Raw genomic sequence first — 15,684 nt, 5'->3', positions numbered from 1 at the left:
CCCCGAGGCCCATACGAACGACGGGGAAATCATGTCCGGCTCGCACTACTTCACCGGTGCACCCGAGGTCGCCAGCGACCGCCGGCCGATCACGGTCTCCCTGCCGGACCTCACCCTGGAACTGACCACCGACGCCGGGGTGTTCTCCCGCAACCGGCTCGACCCGTGCACCCGGATCCTGCTGGAGCACGCCCCGCAGCCGCGGGTGCGCGGCCCGATCCTGGACATCGGCTGCGGCTACGGTCCGATCGCGCTGACCTGGGCGAGCCGCCGCAAGCGCCTCCCGGTCTGGGCGGTGGACGTCAACGAGCGCGCCCTGGAACTGGTCCGGCTGAACGCCGAGGCGCTCGGGCTCGGCAACGTCCAGGCCGCCCTGCCCGACGACGTCCCCGAGGACGTCCGCTTCGCCACCATCTACTCCAACCCGCCGATCCGGATCGGCAAGGCCGCGCTGCGCCGCCTGCTCACGCACTGGCTCGGCCGGCTGACCCCGGACGGCTCGGCGTTCCTGGTGGTGCAGAAGCACCTGGGTTCGGACTCGCTCCAGAAGTGGCTGAACGAGCAGGGCTACCCGACCACCCGGGTCACGTCGGTCAACGGGGTGCGGATCCTGGAAGCGCGGCCCCGCCCCGAGGTGGGCGAGGGCTCCGAAGAGAGTGGACGAGGTACGACGACGTGAAGCAGCTGCGCGGGACCGAACTGAAGCGTCTGCACCGCTCGTGGCGGCGCAGCAACGAGTTCCGGCTCGCGATGATCCTGGAGAACCTCCAGTCGCCGTTCAACGTCGGCTCGGTGGTCCGCACCGGCGCGGCGATGGGCGCCGAGAAGCTGTACCTGACCGGGGACACCCCGTCGGTGCGCTCGGCCGGAGCCCAGAAGGCCGCGATGGGCACCGACAAGTACCTGAAGGTCGAGCACTTCCCGACCGTCGCGGAGGCGGTCGCGGCGGCCAAGGCGGACGGTTTCAAGGTCGTCGGCCTGGAACTGGCGGACGAGGCGGTGCCGATGTTCGCCGCCGAGCTGACCCCGGCGGTGGCCTTCGTGCTCGGGCACGAGGACCGCGGGATCACGCCCGAGGCGCTGGCGCTGTGCGACCAGGTGGTGTTCGTGCCGCAGCTGGGCCGAGTCGGCTCGCTGAACGTCTCGGCGGCCGCGACGGTGGCCTGCTACGAGGCACGCCGGCAGGGCTACGCGATCAGCGGCACCCCGGACGGCGACCTCGCAGCCGACCTCGGCGACGACGAGTAGGCCAGTAAACGAGCAGGCGAGTAGACGAGTAGCGCCCCGCGGCGCGAGGGGAGCCCGGGCCGTCCGCCGACGGCCCGGGCTCCCGGCTCCGATCAGCCCTTGACGTTCCGTCGGGCGGCGCCGACCAGGAACACCACCGCGAGCATCGCCGCGGACAGTGCCCCGACCAGCAGCGGGCCGGGACCGGCCGGGCTGCCGTTCACGCGGACAGCCCCCATGAAGTCGACGGCGGCGACGTTGTTGACGAGGATCCACCAGAGCGGCAGGTAGACCGCCTGGAAGAGCCGGTGGCTCCGGCTCACCACACCGAGCGCCATGGCCAGCGAGGGGACGAACAGCGCGCCCCCGAGCCAACTGGCCGCCCCCGCGGCGTCGCCCGCCACCAGCATGCGTATCAGCGGGGCGACGCCCGTCACCGCGGTGAGCACCAGCCCGGACGCCCATTCGGCCAGCAGCCGGCGCCGGGCCGACGGGTAGGCGCCGAGCAGCACCTCCAGGCCGTTCTCGACCTGCTGACTGCCGAGCCGGGACCAGATCAGGACCGGCCACAGCCACGTCAGCGGCAGGAGCAGGCCGGTGACGGCGTCCAGCGGCAGCGCGAACCCGGCCACCGTCAGCCCGGCGGCAACCAGCCACCACCAGCGGGAGACGCCCTGCACCAGGATGCGGGCCTCGCCCGCCAGCAGCCGGCCGAACGCCCCGGCCCGCCGCGGTTCGGTCCGCGGCAGGACGCCCGGCGCGGTCGCCCGGCGTGCACCTTCGGGCTCCGCCCCGTCGAGCACGGACGGCTCACCCGCCGCCCCGGCGGCATCCGGCACCGGCGCCGCGCCACCGGAGCCGCGCGCGGGATCGAACCTGCCGAACCACAGGGCCGGCAGCAGCGCCACGGCGAACGCCGCGAGGAACAGTGCCAGCCGGCCGAGGAGGAACCCGGAGGAGGGATCGAAGCCGTCCCAGTGGAAGGTGCCCAGCGGCTTGTCGACCTTGGTCAGGCCGAGGCTGAACCCGCCCGGGTCCGCCGTCTTCTGCTGGGCCTCCAGCGCGGCGCCCATCGACCGTGCGACCTGGTGCACCCCGAGACCGTCCAGCGGCGCGGAAGCCGACTGCCCGCCGATCGCGAGCACCATGGCCAGCACGAACCAGACGACGTTCCCGAAGCCGCCCCGCAGCAGCGGCACCGTCTCGAACAGGAGCGCCGCCGCCGCGGTGACCGCCATCACGGGCAGCGACAGCAGCAGGAACGGCTCCGCCAGGGCGACCGGGTCGACCGCCCTGTCCTCGCCGCGGGTGATCTGCATCAGCAGCGCGGTGACGGCCAGCACGCCGACCATGGAGACGAGCACCAGCAGGTTGCTCAGGAACTTGGCCAGGAGGTAATGGGAGGTGCGCAGCGGGGTGGCGGCGAGGACCTGGCCGACGCCGGTCGTCTCGTCCCGCGCGATGCCGCTGCGCACCACGTAGAAGCCGCCGAAGGTGAGCCAGAGCACACCGGCCAGGGCCGTGACCGCGCCGACGTACGCGCTGTTGTAGACGCCCCGGCTGCCACCCACGTCCATGATCGTCCAGTGGCCGTCCGCGTTCGGTACGGCCAGGTAGCCGAGCCCGACCGCGGCGAGCAGTGTCACCGCGTACACCGGCCGGCGCACCCGGTCTCGGAAGTCGCCGACCGCCAGCCCGGCGAGCACCGACCCGGGCACCGCCGCGCTCATCGCCGCACCGCCCGCTGCCCGGTACCGCTCCGCTCCCCCGCCCGGTGGATGACGCCCAGGTAGGCGTCCTCCAGGTCGGGCGCCACCCGGACCGCGTCGGGCCGTGGCGGCTCGGCGGCGAGCAGCCGCAGCCGTACGCCGTTCCCGGTCCGCACCATCCGGCTGACCACGTGGCGGGCCTGGACGGCCAGGAGGTCCGCCGGGGCGACCACGGCCTCCCATACCTGCCCGTCGATCTCCCCGAGCAGTTCGTCGGGCGCGCCCCGGCGCAGCAGCCGGCCGTGCGCGACCACGGCGATGTCGGAGGCGACCGACTCGACGTCGGAGACGATGTGGGTCGAGAGCATCACGACCCGGTCCGCCGCGAGCTCGCTGAGCAGGTTGCGAAAGCGCACCCGCTCCTCCGGGTCCAGGCCGGCGGTCGGTTCGTCGACCACGATCACCTTGGGGTCGGCCAGCAGTGCCTGCGCGATGCCGACCCGGCGGAGCATGCCCCCCGAGTACGTGCCGAGCGGGCGCTTGACCGCCTCGGTGAGGTTGACCAGCTGGATCAGCTCGTCGATCCGGGCCCGGGCGGAGCGGGCGCCGATCCCCTTGGCTGCCGCCAGGTAGGACAGGAACTCCCGCGAGGTCAGGTTCGGATAGACCCCGAAGTCCTGTGGCAGATAGCCGAGTTCCCTGCGCAGCCGGTCCGGCTCGGCCACTGCGTCGGCGCCCAGGTAGCGGACCCGGCCGTCGGTGGGCCGGGTGACCGTCGCCACGATGCGCATGAGCGAGGACTTCCCGGCGCCGTTCGGCCCCAGCAGGCCCAGCATCCCGGGGCCGAGGTGCATCGTGATGCCGTCGACGGCCCGCTTGCCGCCCTTGTGGACCTTGGTGATGTCGATCAGTTCGAGCATGGTCTCCGTCTTTCCGGCCTTCCCCGCAGAAGGGCTCGTCGGTTTCAGCCCTTGAGGTCCGTCTCGCGCCCGTCCCGCAGGACCGCGACGCCCCTGGGGACCTCGACCCGGTACTTCGTGTCGCAGTTGGCGAACCCCGAGCACCCTGCCCGGAGTTCGAGGACACCGTCCTTCAGCTCCCAGGACTCCTTGACGCTGCCGACCTTGCCGCTCGTGTCGAACCAGCGGGTGACCTTGACGTCCGTGCGATCGGCCGCGACGAGGTCGGCGGGGGCCCCGTGCGACCTGACGTCGAGGCTCTTGCCCGCGAACTCGAAGGTCTTGTCCTCGGGCTGGGCGTCCGTGGCATCGGCGCAGCCGGCGAGCGGAACGAGGGCGGCCACCGCGAGGGCGATCAGGGCGGGTGCGGATTTCGGGCGTCGGTCCACCGCGTCCTCCTTGTGTCTGCGATCGGGTGCGCCGCTCGGGGCGCGCTTCCTGGTGCACTTGAGCACGCCCGCCAGCCTGGCCGATCCGCGGACGTCTGCCATCTGCCGTTCGGCAGATATCCCGTTTGACCAAAGGGGGAGTTTCTTCCACCGACAACGCCTGCCCGTCATCGCCAGAATGGCCTCACGGCCGGCACGACCCGGCCGCGCAACGGCACCACTGGGAGGGAACCGCGTCCATGGACAACACGATGCAACTCGGGGAGGGCCCCGCACCGGCCGAGGTCACCGGGTTCTCCGTACCCGCCGGACTCACCGCCCTCCGACGGTCCCTGACCCTCAGCCGGCTCTCCGCCCTCGCCCTCGTCCGCTCCATGGGCCTCACCGGCGCGATCTCGCTCGTCGGGCCGGGCCTCGGTCCGGTTCCCCGGGCCATGGCCCGGGTACGCGACCTGGCCGACCGTCAGCGCGTCCTGGCCGAGGAGTGGTCCGGCATCCGGTTCCCCGGACCGCCCGGCCCGCTGCCGCCGGTGCCCGCCGACGCCTCCGGCGCCGTCGCCCGCTACCGCTGGATCACGGGCGACCCGCAGACCCGGCGGGAGTTCGGCTGGGTCCTCGCCGAGCCGGTCGTCGGCGGCCTGCTCGCCTTCCTGCCGATCGCCGTCCTGCTCAGCGGCCTCTGGGGCGTCTTCCTCGCCTTCTTCGGCGTCCCGCTGTCCGCCGAGTGGGACGGCCTCTGGTACCAGTTCATCCCGATCGAGGGCACCGCCACCGCCGCCCTCTCCGGCCTCCTCGGCCTGCTCCAACTCCCGCTCGCCCTCTGGCTCGCACCCCGCACGGTCCACCGGCACGCCCGCCACACCCGCTCGATGCTCGCCCCGGGCGAACAGGAGCTGCTGGCCGGCCGGATCGCCCACCTGACCGCCACCCGCAGCACCGCCGTCGACACCCGGATGGCCGAGATCCGCCGGATCGAGCGTGACCTCCACGACGGCGCCCAGGCCCGGCTGGTCGCGATGGGCATGACCCTGGACGCCGCCGAACACCTCCTGGAGACCGACCCGCAGGCCGTCCGCGCCCTGCTGGTCGAGGCCCGCCAGTCCTCCGCCAAGGCCCTGGAGGAGCTCCGCGACCTGGTCCGCGGCATCCACCCGCCGGTCCTCGCCGACCGCGGACTCGCCGACGCGGTGCGGGCGTTGGCGATGGTCTGCCCGGTCCCCACCGACGTCTCGGTGGACCTTCCCGGCCGCCCCGAGATGCCCGTCGAGTCGGCCGCCTACTTCGCGGTCTCGGAGCTCCTCACCAACGTCGTCAAGCACTCCGACGCCGGCCGCGCCGGAATCGAACTCCGCTACGATCGCGGCGTGCTGCGCATCACCGTCTCGGACAACGGACGGGGCGGCGCGGACGCCGGCCGGGGCACCGGGCTGCGCGGCGTCGAACGACGGCTCGCCACCTTCGACGGGGTCGTCTCCGTCAGCAGCCCCCCTGACGGTCCGACCACTGTGATCATGGAGCTTCCGTGCGCATTGTCCTCGCCGAGGACCACTTCCTCCTGAGGGACGGCCTGATCCGCCTCCTCCAGGCCCACGGCCACCAGGTGGTGGCCGCCGTGGACAACGGCCCCGACCTCCTCCTGGCCCTCACCGAGCAGCAGCCGGACGTCTCGATCGTCGACGTCCGGCTGCCCCCGACCTTCACCGACGAGGGCCTGCGTGCCGCCCTCACCGCCCGCCGCACCACGCCCGGCCTCCCCGTCCTGCTCCTCTCCCAGTACGTCGAACCCCTCTACGCCCGCGAACTCCTCACCACCGGCGGCCGCGGCGTCGGCTACCTGCTCAAGGACCGCATCACCAACGGCGCCCAGTTCCTCGACGCCATCCACCGCGTCGCCGCCGGCGGCACCGCCATGGACCCCGAGGTCATCGCCCAGCTCCTGGTCCGCAAGAACCGCGACACCGCCCTCGCCGCCCTCTCCACCCGCGAACGCGAAGTCCTCGAATCCCTCGCCCAGGGCCGCTCCAACGCCGGCATCGCCCAAGCCCTCTTCATCACCGAGAAGGCCGTCGCCAAGCACATCGGCAACATCTTCACCAAGCTCGGCCTCCTCCCCACCGACACCGCCAACCGCCGCGTCCTGGCCGTCCTCACCTACCTCGACCAGTGACCCCGGCCCACCCCGGGCACGCAAAAGGCCCAGGCCGGAATCAATCCGACCTGGGCCTTCACTGAGCCGCCTGCGGGATTCGAACCCGCGACCTACGCATTACGAGTGCGTTGCTCTGGCCAACTGAGCTAAGGCGGCACCGTTGCCGTCGTGTGGCGGCAACGCGGGCCAGTCTACACAGGTTCGCGGGTGATCCGTAACGGGATACCGGGGCGGCGGTCAGGCCGAGGAGACGGCGAGTTTGGCGGCGAAGCCGGCGAAGAGGACGGCGACGCCGCTGGTGAGGGTGGCGGAGAGTCGCTTGCGGCGGCGGAAGGCGGTGGCGAGGGTGGTGCCCGCGAAGATCAGGAGGGAGAGGTAGAGGAAGCTGAAGGTCTGGAGGATGCCGCCGAGGAGGGCGAAGGAGAGGGCGGGCTGGCCGTAGGCGGAGTCGACGAACTGGGTGAAGAAGGAGAGCAGGAAGAGGATGGCCTTCGGGTTGAGGAGGCTGATCACCAGGGCGCGGCGAAAGGGCTGCTCGGTGGATTCGGGGGCCGGTTCGGCGGTGGGGTCGGCCGCGGCCCGGCGTTCGCGCCAGAGCTGGCGGGCGGCGCGGAGCATGCCGTAGCCGATCCAGAGAAGGTAGGCGGCGCCGCCGAACTTGACCACCGCAAAGACGGCCGGGTTGGCCTTGAGCAGGGAGGCCGCGCCCAGCGAGGTGAGGCTGATCAGAACGAGGTCGCCGATGAAGACGCCGGCCGCGGCCTGGTAGCCGGTGCGGATGCCCTTGCGGGCCGCGACGGACAGTACGTACAGGGAGTTGGGGCCGGGCAGCAGGATGATCACGAGGGCGCCGAGGACGTACGTCGCCAGGTCGTTGACTCCGAGCACGATGAGCTCCGGTGCAGGAGAGGGGGGTGGGGGCTCATCGTAACGTCGTACCGGTAATCGGTTGAAGGGAGAACGACCTGCCGATCTCCCGCCGCCGGGCCGGCCCTACCGGTCGCAGCGCTTGCCCTGCTCCGGGGCCTCCCCGGTCAGCAGGAAGCGGTTCACCGCTCCGTCCACGCAGGTGCTGTGCCGGCCGTACGCGGTGTGGCCGTCGCCGTCGAAGGTGAGCAGGCGGCCGGACTCCAGCTGGCCGGCCAGCGACCGGGCCCAGGCGTACGGGGTGGCCGGGTCGCGGGTGGTGCCGATGACGACGATCGGGGCGGCGCCGGCGGCCCGGATGGTGTGCGCCGTGCCGGTGGCCCGGACCGGCCAGTAGGTGCAGGCCAGGGCCATCCAGGCCATGTCACGTCCGAAGTGCGGCGAGACCCGCTCGAACTCCGGCACCGCCTGTCGGACGTCCTCCGGTCCACCGAACGGCGCGGGCAGGTCGAGACAGTTCACCGCGGTGTTGGCGAACATCAGGTTGGGGTACGAGCCGTCCGTCTTGCGCCCGTAGTAGTCATCCGAGAGCTTCAGCAGGCCGGTGCCGTCCCCGGCCTTGGCGTCCGTGAGCGCGGTGCGCAGCTTGGGCCAGAGGACGTCGGCGTACATGGCCCGGATGACGCCGGTGGTCGCCTGGGACCCGGTGAGCCGGCGGCCGCCGTCGGTGCTGGTGGGCAGCGAGGCGGTGCGGACGCCCGCGAGCAGGGCGGTGAGCTGCTCGCCGACCTGCTGCTCGGTGCGGCCGAGCGGGCAGTCCTCGCGCTGGGCGCAGTCCTTGGCGAAGGCCGCCCAGGCGGTCTCGAAGCCGCCCGCCTGTACGCGGTTGCCGGTGACGGAGTCGAGCGCCGGGTCCATCGCGCCGTCGAGCACCAGCCGCCCGACCCGGCTCGGGAACAGCCCGGCATAGGTGGCGCCGAGGAAGGTGCCGTAGGACTTGCCGACGTAGTTCAGCTTCTCGTCGCCGAGCAGGGCGCGCAGCACGTCCATGTCGCGGGCGCCCTCGACGGTGCTGAGGTGGCCGAGCGCCGCACCGGCCTGCTTCCGGCAGCCCTCGGCGAACTCCTTGTCGGCCGCGATCAGCGCGTCGATCCCGCGCTGGTCGCCGGGGGGCAGGCCGACGGCGGTGTAGGCGTCCATCCGGTCGCCGCTCAGGCAGCTGACGGGGTTGCTGCGGCCCACCCCGCGCGGGTCGAGGCCGACCAGGTCGTACCGGGCCCGCACCCCGCGGTCGTACGTCCGGGCGGCGGCCTCCAGGTACTCGATCGCCGAGCCGCCGGGCCCGCCCGGGTTGAGCAGCAGGGATCCGAGCCGCGGGCCCTGGGAGGCGGAAGGAGGGACGGCCCCGGACGGGGAGGCAGAGGAGCCGGATCCGGAGCCCGCCGGTTCCGCCGCCGCGCGGGCGGCCGCCAGGGTGAGGTCCCCGTCCCCCGGGTGGTCGTAGTCCAGCGGCACCCGGAACGCCGTGCACTCGAACCCGCTGTCGCACGGCTGCCAGGCCAGGCGTTGCGCGTAGTACGGCGCCAGCGCGGCCGGGACGGCGGCGGGCAGCGGCTCCAGCGGAGTGGCTCCGGCCGCCGAGTCCGAGGAGGACGCCGTCGGCGCCCCGGACGGATCGGAGCTGCACCCGCCCGCCAGCAGCCCGGCGACGACCAGCGCCGCAGCCAGTGCCCGTGCCCGCCCGGAAGTCCTCATCCGCCACCTCTCCGCAATCGACCAGCACGTGGAACAAACCGTGGAACAAACCGTGCAACAACCCGTGGAACACCCAGCGGACCAACGCGTGGAGCACCCCGGAGGAAACGCCGCTGCCCGGCCCCCGCCCCCGGGGTACCGGGCAGCGTAGTGCCGCCGGACCTGCGCTCAGGACGCCTTGGCCAGCGCCTCGGCCAGGAACTGCGCCGCCTGCCGGACCAGCCGCAGCCGCTCCCGCTCGGGGGTGAAGTCCTGCACGTTGTCCGAGATCCGCACCTCGGCCTTGGCCGCCGCTCCGGGGCCCGCTTTCAGCGCGGACCGGAGCCGGCGGGCCGAGTCCAGCCCGGCGGAGTCGGCCTTGGCGGCGGCCAGCAGCAGCTTGGCCGCACTGCCGGCCGGGGCCTCGGCACCGGTCTGGGTGAGCGCGGTGGCGTCGTAGCGGCCGGAGACCGCCGCGGCCGCGCCGTACAGGTCGGGCCGGGACAGTACGGCGGCGGCCGCGCAGGGCGCACCGCCCTCGACACCGAGGACGCCCCAGGAGGCCGGGCCGGGCGTCATGGCGCGGAAGGTGGTCACGATGGTGGTGCGCAGCGTCGCGTCGTCGGCGACGGCGGCCGGGGCCGCGGCGACCAGCTCGCAGGGGTGCGCGGTGCCGTTCGGCGCCTCGGGGGCGACCAGGATGAACGGGTGGGCCTTGCCGCTCTGGAGGGCCGCACCGATGCCCTCGAAGACGTCCGGGACCTCGGCGTCGGCGGTCTTCTGGGGCGTGGCCGCGTGCATCACGACGACCGGGAAGCGGGCGTTCGGCTCCTTGACGTACTGCGGCGGGAGCCAGACCCGCACGTTGCGGGGGTGGCCGTCGGGGCCGAGCACGGCGGACTGGAGCAGCTCGCCACCACCGGGGTGGCCGACGCTGTCGAAGCGGCTGACCACGGCGGGAGCCTCGGCAGCTCCGACGGCGGCCGGTGTGGCGGGTGGTGTGGCGGCCGCGGGCGGCGCCGCCTGCTGCTGCCGGACCACCCCCGCATCGGGCCCGGTACCCGACCTCGCGTCCGAACCCGAGCGCGTCGCGTCCACGACCGGCTCCGCCCGGTTCGGTTTGTGGGTGTCCCACCGGAGGCCGCCGAAGGCGCCGAACGTGGTGAGCACCGTCAGCGCGGTGACGCACACCCCGCAGACCATCGCCCCGGCCGCCCGCACCAGCATCGGCCAGCGCTCACCGGTCAGCTCGTAGGTCTCGGCGGCCCGCAGGTCGCGCCAGCGGAGCTGGGCGCCCCGGGCCAGCCAGATCCCGCCGAGGGCGGCGGCCAGCAGGGGGATGACGAGGAGCGAACGAACCACGGGACGCACCACCTCTGGAGGGGGCCGCGCCGAACCGGAACGGCGCGTACGGGAGGCGACCGCCCCGGCACCGGGCGCAGTCGGCCCCCAGCGTGCACAACGGGCGGACGGTCACACGACGGTGTGCCCGGCGAGTGTCGCTCGTTCACTCGAAGGTGGGACGGCCCACGCTCCAGGCGGCCTACGGGCATCGCCCGTCGGAGTAGCGGCCCGCCCGCTGGAACGGCTCCCGGGGCGAGCGACGGCCCGGCCCGGCGCTCAGCCCGCGCGCAGCGCCACCGTCATCGCCTCGACGGCGAGCAGCGGGTCCACGTTGCGGTCCAGCGCCTGGCGGCAGGCCAGCACCGCCTCGATCCGGCGCAGCGTGCTCTCCGCCGGACTGGCCTGGGCCACCCGGTTCAGCGCCTGCCGCTGGTCCTCGTTGGCGAGCGCGCCGGTGGAGCCGAGCTGGATGGCGAGCACGTCCCGGTAGAAGCCGAGCAGGTCGAGCAGGGCGACGCCGAGGGTCTCCCGACGGGTGCGGGTGGCCCGGCTCTTCTGCCGTTTCTCCAGCTCCTTGACCGCACCGGCCATGCCGCGCGGCGCCTTGCCGCCCTCGGCGGCGCCGTAGGCGGCCTTGAGGTCGTCGGTCTCCTTGGCGTCCTGGGTCTCGGCGAGCGCCTCGGCATCGGCCTTGGCGGTGTCGACCAGGCGCTGGGCGGCGCTCAGGCAGCCGCCGATGTCACCGACCTCCAGCGGGATGCGCAGCACCTCGGCCCGGCGCGTCCGGGCCTGCTCGTCGACGGCGAGGCGGCGCGAGCGCTCGATGTCGCCCTGCCCGGCGAGCGCGGCGAGCCGGGCGGTCTCCGGGTCGACACCGTCGCGGCGGACCAGGGTGTCGGCGACCGCCTCGGCCGCGGGGGTGCGCAGCACCAACAGGCGGCAGCGCGAGCGGATGGTCGGCAGCACGTCCTGGACGGAGGGGGCGCAGAGCAGCCAGACGGTGCGCGGGGAGGGCTCCTCCACGCCCTTGAGCAGCGCGTTCGCGGCGGCCTCGGTGAGCCGGTGGGCGGCGTCCACCAGGATCACGGACCAGCGGCCGCCGGTCGGGTAGCTGGAGGCGCGCAGCACCAGGTCGCGCATGTCGCCGACGCCGATGGAGAGGCCGTCGGTCCGGACGTACTTCACGTCGGCGTGGCTGCCGGCCAGCACCGTGTGGCACCCGTCGCAGAACCCGCAGCCGGGCGTGCCGCCGAGCGCGAGGTCGGGGCTGGTGCACTGGAGGGCGGCGGCGAAGGCGCGCGCGGCGGTGACCTGCCCGGCGCCGGGCGGGCCGGTGAGCAGCCAGGCGTGCGTCATCAGGGAGGCGTTCGTGCCCTCGACCGGGGCGGCCCCGCGACCGGCCTCGACCGTCGCCCCGGCCGCCCGGGCGGCGGCGGTCAGCTGTTCGACCACCCGCTCCTGGCCCACCAGGTCGTCCCAGACGGCCACTGCTGCTCCCAAGCTCCGTACGGCAGCGCTCGTGGCGCCTCTTCCCCGCCGTCGAGCATACGTCTCCGCTCCGACACCCACTGCTCCGTCCGGGTCATGGCGGGCGGGGAGGCCGATCCCACGGCGGCCTGGAGTCCTGCCCCCACGGGCGACGGACCGTCGCCGGCCGGAACGCCGCCCGCCGGAACGCGGCGGCGCCGCCGGGGACCTGCCCCGACGGCGCCGCCCACGCGTGTCCGGTCAGCCCCGACGGCCCCAGCGGCGGCCCTTGCCCTTACCGTCGTCCTCGCCCCGGGTGTCCCCGCGGCCCTCGGGCCGCTCCGCGCCGGCCTGCGGGCCGCCGTACGGACCGTCCTGGCCCGGGCCGCCGCGCTCCCAGCGCGACCACTCGTCGTGCGAGCCGAGCAGGGTGTCGGTGAGGCTCGGCAGGTCGTCCAGCGGCGTCTCCTCGGCCCACTCCGGCCGCGGCCGCTCGGCGCCCGGCTCCGGTTGCCGCTGCGCCTTCGGCTGCGGCTGCGGCTGCGGCTGCGGCTCGGCGCCGGCCACCGGCAACTCGCGCGTGCTGTCCACCGGCTCCACGCGCCGCGGCCCCTGCGCCGACCGCTCCTCAGGACGGCCTTCGGTGCGGCCCTCGGCACGTCCCGGCTCGATCCGCGGCAGCACCTCGGTCCGGTCGGCCTCCGCCGCGACCTTCGGCAGCACGGCCGTCTCGTCCACCGCCGAGGCCGGCACCACCGGCAGCTTGGCGGTCTCGTCGACCGCCCCGGCGGCCCGGCGCGCCTCGGCAGCCTTGCGCGCCTCGACGGCCTCCGCCGCCCGGACGGCCGCCTGCCGGTCCCGCGGCGACAGCTCGCGCGTCGCCTCGTCCCCCAGTCCGCCCGACGACGACTGTGCCGACGCCGCCTGCGACGCGTCCCGCGGAACATCCTCCGGCGTGTCCCGGAGCATCCGCAGCTCCGTGGTCGCGTCATCCCCGGCCCCTGCTCCGGAAGCCGAACCCGGCCCCGAAGCCGAACCCGGACCCGGCCGACCCTCGGCCCGGTCCTCCGCCGACTCCGCCGCCGCAGCCGCGGCCGCGAGCGCGGCGGCCTGCGCCAGCCGTGCCTCCTCGGCCCGCTGGAGCGCCTCCTCCGCCCGGCGACGCTGCTCCTCGCGGGCGAGCTCGCGCTGCCGCTGGATCTCGGCCTGCGCGGCCGCCTCGTCGGCGATCCGCTTGCGCTCGGCGGCCTCTGCGGCCAGCCGGGCCTCCTCGGCCGCTCTGAGCTCGGCCTCCTCCTCGGCGCGGCGCCTGGCCTCCTCCTCCGCCCGACGGCGCGCCTCCTCCTCGGCCTTGCGCCGGGCCTCGGCGGCGGCCCGCTCGGCCTCCTCCTTGGCCAACCGCTCCTTCTCCGCCTGCTCGGCCCGCAGCTGCGCCAGCAGTTCCTGCCGCTTGCGCTCGGCGGCCTCCTCCTCTGCCTTCTTGCGGGCCTCCTCGGCGGCGCGGCGCTCGGCCTCCTCCTTGGCCAGCCGCTCCTGTTCGGCGCGGGCGGCCTTCTCCTGCTCGGAGAGCGGCAGCTCGCGGTCGAGCCGGTGCCGGATGGCGGTGGTGACGAAGCCGGCGGCCTGACTGCCGTCCACGACCAGGTAGCGCGCCGGGTCGGCGGCGGCGAGTGCGAGGAAGCCGGCCCGGACCCGCTGGTGGAACTCGGTGGGCTCGGACTCCAGCCGGTCCAGCGCCTCGGTGAAGCGCTCCCGGGCCTTGGTCGGGTCGACGTCCAGGACGACGGTCAGGTCGGGCAGCAGCCCGCCGGTGGCCCAGCGGGAGATCCGGGCGACCTCGGTCGCGGCCAGGTCTCGCCCGGCGCCCTGGTAGGCGATGGAGGAGTCCATGTACCGGTCGGTGATCACCACGGCGCCGCGGGCGAGGGCCGGCCGGATGACGTTCTCGACGTGCTCGGCGCGGTCCGCGGCGTAGATCAGCGCCTCGGCGCGGTGGGACAGGCCGGTGTTGCCGACGTCCAGGACGAGGCCGCGCAGCCGCTGGCCGACCGGGCTGCCGCCGGGCTCGCGGGTGAGCACGACCTCGTGTCCCTTGCCGCGGATCCACTCGGCGAGCGCCTGGGCCTGGGTGGACTTGCCGGCGCCGTCGCCGCCCTCCAGGGCGATGAAGAAGCCGGTGCCCGCGCCGCGGTGCGGCACCGGGCCGCTCGGGCCGCGCACCGAGTCCACCAGGTCCCGGACGAACGGCGCGGTGCCGCGCCGGTCGTCGGTGCGCAGCAGCACGACGGCGGCGAGCACCAGCGTGAGCAGCCCGGAGGTGGCGACGGCCAGGGCCGCGCCACCGTGGATGAAGGTGAAGGAGCCGGGCTCGACGGTGCCGTACTCCACGTCCCCGTAGGCGGCGGCGATCAGCGGGACGGCGACCAGCGCGGCGGCGACCACGGCCCGGAGCACCGCGAACAGGTGCTCGGTGACCTTCGGCAGCCGTGCCTCCTCGACCTCCTGGGCGAGCAGGGTGCGCCCGGCCGAGACCACGATCCCGACGGCCAGGCCGGCCAGCACGGTGAGCAGCAGGACCAGCACGAAGTCCAGCACCAGGCCGGCCAGGATCAGCGCGACGCCCTGGGTGAGCAGCGCCAGCGCGAGCAGTCGGCGGCGGGACAGCGAGGGCAGCGTGGCCCGGGTGAGCCGGGCGCCCAGGGCGGGCGTCCCGGTGGCGGCGAGCACCAGCAGGCCGTAGCCGATCGGCCCGGCGCGGTGTTCGGCGGCGGTGAGCAGCGCGAGCGCGGCGACGCCCGCCATCGCGGCGTAGCCGGCCGCGACGGCGAAGGTGAAGTACGGGGCGCTGCCGGTGCGGCCCTTGCTCAGCGCGGGGCCGGGGGCAGCGTCGGTCGGGGCACGCAGGCCCTGGAGCGGGGAGACGGGGGCGACGGACACCGGGCCGCCGGGCAGCTGCTGGAGGTAGCCGCGGACCGCCGAGGCGGCGAACAGCCCGGCCGCGCCGAGCGCCGCGAAGGTGAGCTGGTGGGCGCGGAGCCAGTCGGAGCCGAGGGCCGCGCCGATGTTGTTGAGCAGGGTGAAGGCCACCAGGCCGACGGCGCCGAGCGGCACGGTCACCCAGCCGGTGAAGCGGTCGATGGCCCGGACGCTCTCCAGGTTGGCAGCGGCCGGACGCTGCTCGGCGACCGGCAGGTACCGGTTGGCCGGCGGCAGCAGGCCCGGAACGGCGGCGGACTTGGCGATCCCCCAGACCCGCTCGGCGGCACCGGTCACGAACACGGTGGCGAGCAGGACGTAGGTGGCGGCCCCGGAGGGCTTGGCGGCGGAGCCCAGCCAGACGCTCCACCAGGGTGCGAGGCCGATCAGCAGGGCACGCAGCACGTCGGCGCCGAACAGTGTCCAGCGCCGGTCCAGCCGGCCCGCGACCAGCCGGTGCACCGGGCCGAGCAGCGCGACGCCGACCAGCCCGGTGGCCAGCACCCGGACGGCGAGGACCGCGGCGAGGGCGAAGGCGAGGCTGCGCGGCAGGCTGCCGAACTGACCCCCCTGGGCGGCGGCGATCACGGTGAGCGCGAGCAGCACCAGCAGGCCGAGCCGGTCGGCGGTGCCGCCGATCAGCTGGGTGGTCCACAGGCGCCGGTAGGCACGTGTCCGCAGCAGCGCCCGGGCCCGGTCCACCGGGGTCCCGGCGGGCGCGACCTCGGGCAGGTCGGACGCCCAGGCTCTGGCGGCCGGGGCGGCGCTGGGGGTGGGCTGCTCCTCGCTCGTCATACGGTCAGCGTAGCGGGCGGGGCCTGGCCGGAATGAGACGAACGGGCTTCCGGATCGTGCTCATCACC

General features: G+C 74.6%; 12 protein-coding genes and 1 tRNA gene. 4 read left to right on the top strand and 9 right to left on the bottom strand.

Features of this window, described 5'->3' with window-relative positions:
- Nucleotides 1-31 precede the first annotated feature (31 nt).
- The gene (locus AB0O11_RS00940; RefSeq protein WP_363380310.1) at nucleotides 32-679 is read left to right on the top strand and encodes a methyltransferase; all 648 of its coding nucleotides are present in this window, start codon (nucleotides 32-34) and stop codon (nucleotides 677-679) included.
- Complete coding sequence (locus tag AB0O11_RS00935; protein ID WP_224278372.1) at nucleotides 676-1,248, top strand: TrmH family RNA methyltransferase; 573 nt, start codon at nucleotides 676-678, stop codon at nucleotides 1,246-1,248. The genes AB0O11_RS00940 and AB0O11_RS00935 overlap by 4 nt, the downstream gene beginning before the upstream one ends.
- 92 nt (nucleotides 1,249-1,340) lie before the next feature.
- Here the strand turns inward: AB0O11_RS00935 and AB0O11_RS00930 are convergent, their stop codons facing one another.
- The 3 genes from AB0O11_RS00930 to AB0O11_RS00920 are packed head-to-tail and all read right to left on the bottom strand — an operon-like array spanning nucleotide 1,341 to nucleotide 4,284.
- Nucleotides 1,341-2,957, bottom strand: a complete 1,617-nt coding sequence (locus AB0O11_RS00930) for a hypothetical protein (RefSeq protein WP_363380307.1) — start codon at nucleotides 2,955-2,957, stop codon at nucleotides 1,341-1,343.
- Nucleotides 2,954-3,856: an ATP-binding cassette domain-containing protein gene (locus tag AB0O11_RS00925; protein WP_363380304.1), complete on the bottom strand. Its 903-nt coding sequence runs from the start codon at nucleotides 3,854-3,856 to the stop codon at nucleotides 2,954-2,956. The genes AB0O11_RS00930 and AB0O11_RS00925 overlap by 4 nt, the downstream gene beginning before the upstream one ends.
- Before the next feature lie 44 nt (nucleotides 3,857-3,900).
- Entirely contained in the window at nucleotides 3,901-4,284 is a 384-nt protein-coding gene (locus AB0O11_RS00920; RefSeq protein ID WP_363380302.1) for a hypothetical protein, read from the bottom strand.
- Between the two features lie 239 nt (nucleotides 4,285-4,523).
- Here AB0O11_RS00920 and AB0O11_RS00915 point away from each other — a divergent pair, with 239 nt between their 5' ends.
- Nucleotides 4,524-5,843 carry a histidine kinase gene (locus AB0O11_RS00915; RefSeq protein ID WP_363380300.1) on the top strand — a complete coding sequence of 440 codons (1,320 nt, stop codon included), beginning with the start codon at nucleotides 4,524-4,526 and terminating at the stop codon, nucleotides 5,841-5,843.
- Entirely contained in the window at nucleotides 5,807-6,451 is a 645-nt protein-coding gene (locus AB0O11_RS00910; protein WP_363380297.1) for a response regulator transcription factor, read from the top strand. Before AB0O11_RS00915 ends, AB0O11_RS00910 begins: the two co-directional genes overlap by 37 nt.
- Nucleotides 6,452-6,515: 64 nt before the next feature.
- Here AB0O11_RS00910 and AB0O11_RS00905 read toward each other — a convergent pair.
- The 6 genes from AB0O11_RS00905 to tmk form a co-directional block, all read right to left on the bottom strand.
- Nucleotides 6,516-6,589: transfer RNA gene (locus AB0O11_RS00905), tRNA-Thr, on the bottom strand.
- Nucleotides 6,590-6,670: 81 nt separating this feature from the next.
- Nucleotides 6,671-7,321: a leucine efflux protein LeuE gene (gene leuE, locus AB0O11_RS00900; protein WP_363380295.1), complete on the bottom strand. Its 651-nt coding sequence runs from the start codon at nucleotides 7,319-7,321 to the stop codon at nucleotides 6,671-6,673.
- A 105-nt stretch (nucleotides 7,322-7,426) separates the two neighbouring features.
- Nucleotides 7,427-9,055, bottom strand: a complete 1,629-nt coding sequence (locus AB0O11_RS00895; protein ID WP_363380293.1) for an alpha/beta hydrolase — start codon at nucleotides 9,053-9,055, stop codon at nucleotides 7,427-7,429.
- A gap of 168 nt (nucleotides 9,056-9,223) precedes the next feature.
- Nucleotides 9,224-10,396: a hypothetical protein gene (locus AB0O11_RS00890; RefSeq protein ID WP_363380292.1), complete on the bottom strand. Its 1,173-nt coding sequence runs from the start codon at nucleotides 10,394-10,396 to the stop codon at nucleotides 9,224-9,226.
- Nucleotides 10,397-10,654: 258 nt separating this feature from the next.
- Nucleotides 10,655-11,866: a DNA polymerase III subunit delta' gene (locus AB0O11_RS00885; RefSeq protein WP_363381243.1), complete on the bottom strand. Its 1,212-nt coding sequence runs from the start codon at nucleotides 11,864-11,866 to the stop codon at nucleotides 10,655-10,657.
- A gap of 240 nt (nucleotides 11,867-12,106) precedes the next feature.
- Nucleotides 12,107-15,616 (bottom strand): dTMP kinase, encoded by a 3,510-nt coding sequence (tmk, locus tag AB0O11_RS00880; RefSeq protein ID WP_363380290.1) that lies wholly within the window; start codon nucleotides 15,614-15,616, stop codon nucleotides 12,107-12,109.
- Nucleotides 15,617-15,684 lie beyond the last annotated feature (68 nt).

The organism is Kitasatospora sp. NPDC093102, from assembly GCF_040683915.1.
GTDB lineage: Bacteria > Actinomycetota > Actinomycetes > Streptomycetales > Streptomycetaceae > Kitasatospora.
Note: the sequence above shows the minus strand (reverse complement) of the source record. Positions and strands in the feature narration are given on the sequence as shown.

Coding starts and splice junctions, on each gene's coding strand:
- AB0O11_RS00940 (WP_363380310.1), top strand. CDS start 32: ATGTCCGGCTCGCACTACTTCACCGGTGCACCCGAGGTCGCCAGCGAC.
- AB0O11_RS00930 (WP_363380307.1), bottom strand. CDS start 2,957: ATGAGCGCGGCGGTGCCCGGGTCGGTGCTCGCCGGGCTGGCGGTCGGC.
- AB0O11_RS00925 (WP_363380304.1), bottom strand. CDS start 3,856: ATGCTCGAACTGATCGACATCACCAAGGTCCACAAGGGCGGCAAGCGG.
- AB0O11_RS00915 (WP_363380300.1), top strand. CDS start 4,524: ATGGACAACACGATGCAACTCGGGGAGGGCCCCGCACCGGCCGAGGTC.
- AB0O11_RS00895 (WP_363380293.1), bottom strand. CDS start 9,055: ATGAGGACTTCCGGGCGGGCACGGGCACTGGCTGCGGCGCTGGTCGTC.
- tmk (WP_363380290.1), bottom strand. CDS start 15,616: ATGACGAGCGAGGAGCAGCCCACCCCCAGCGCCGCCCCGGCCGCCAGA.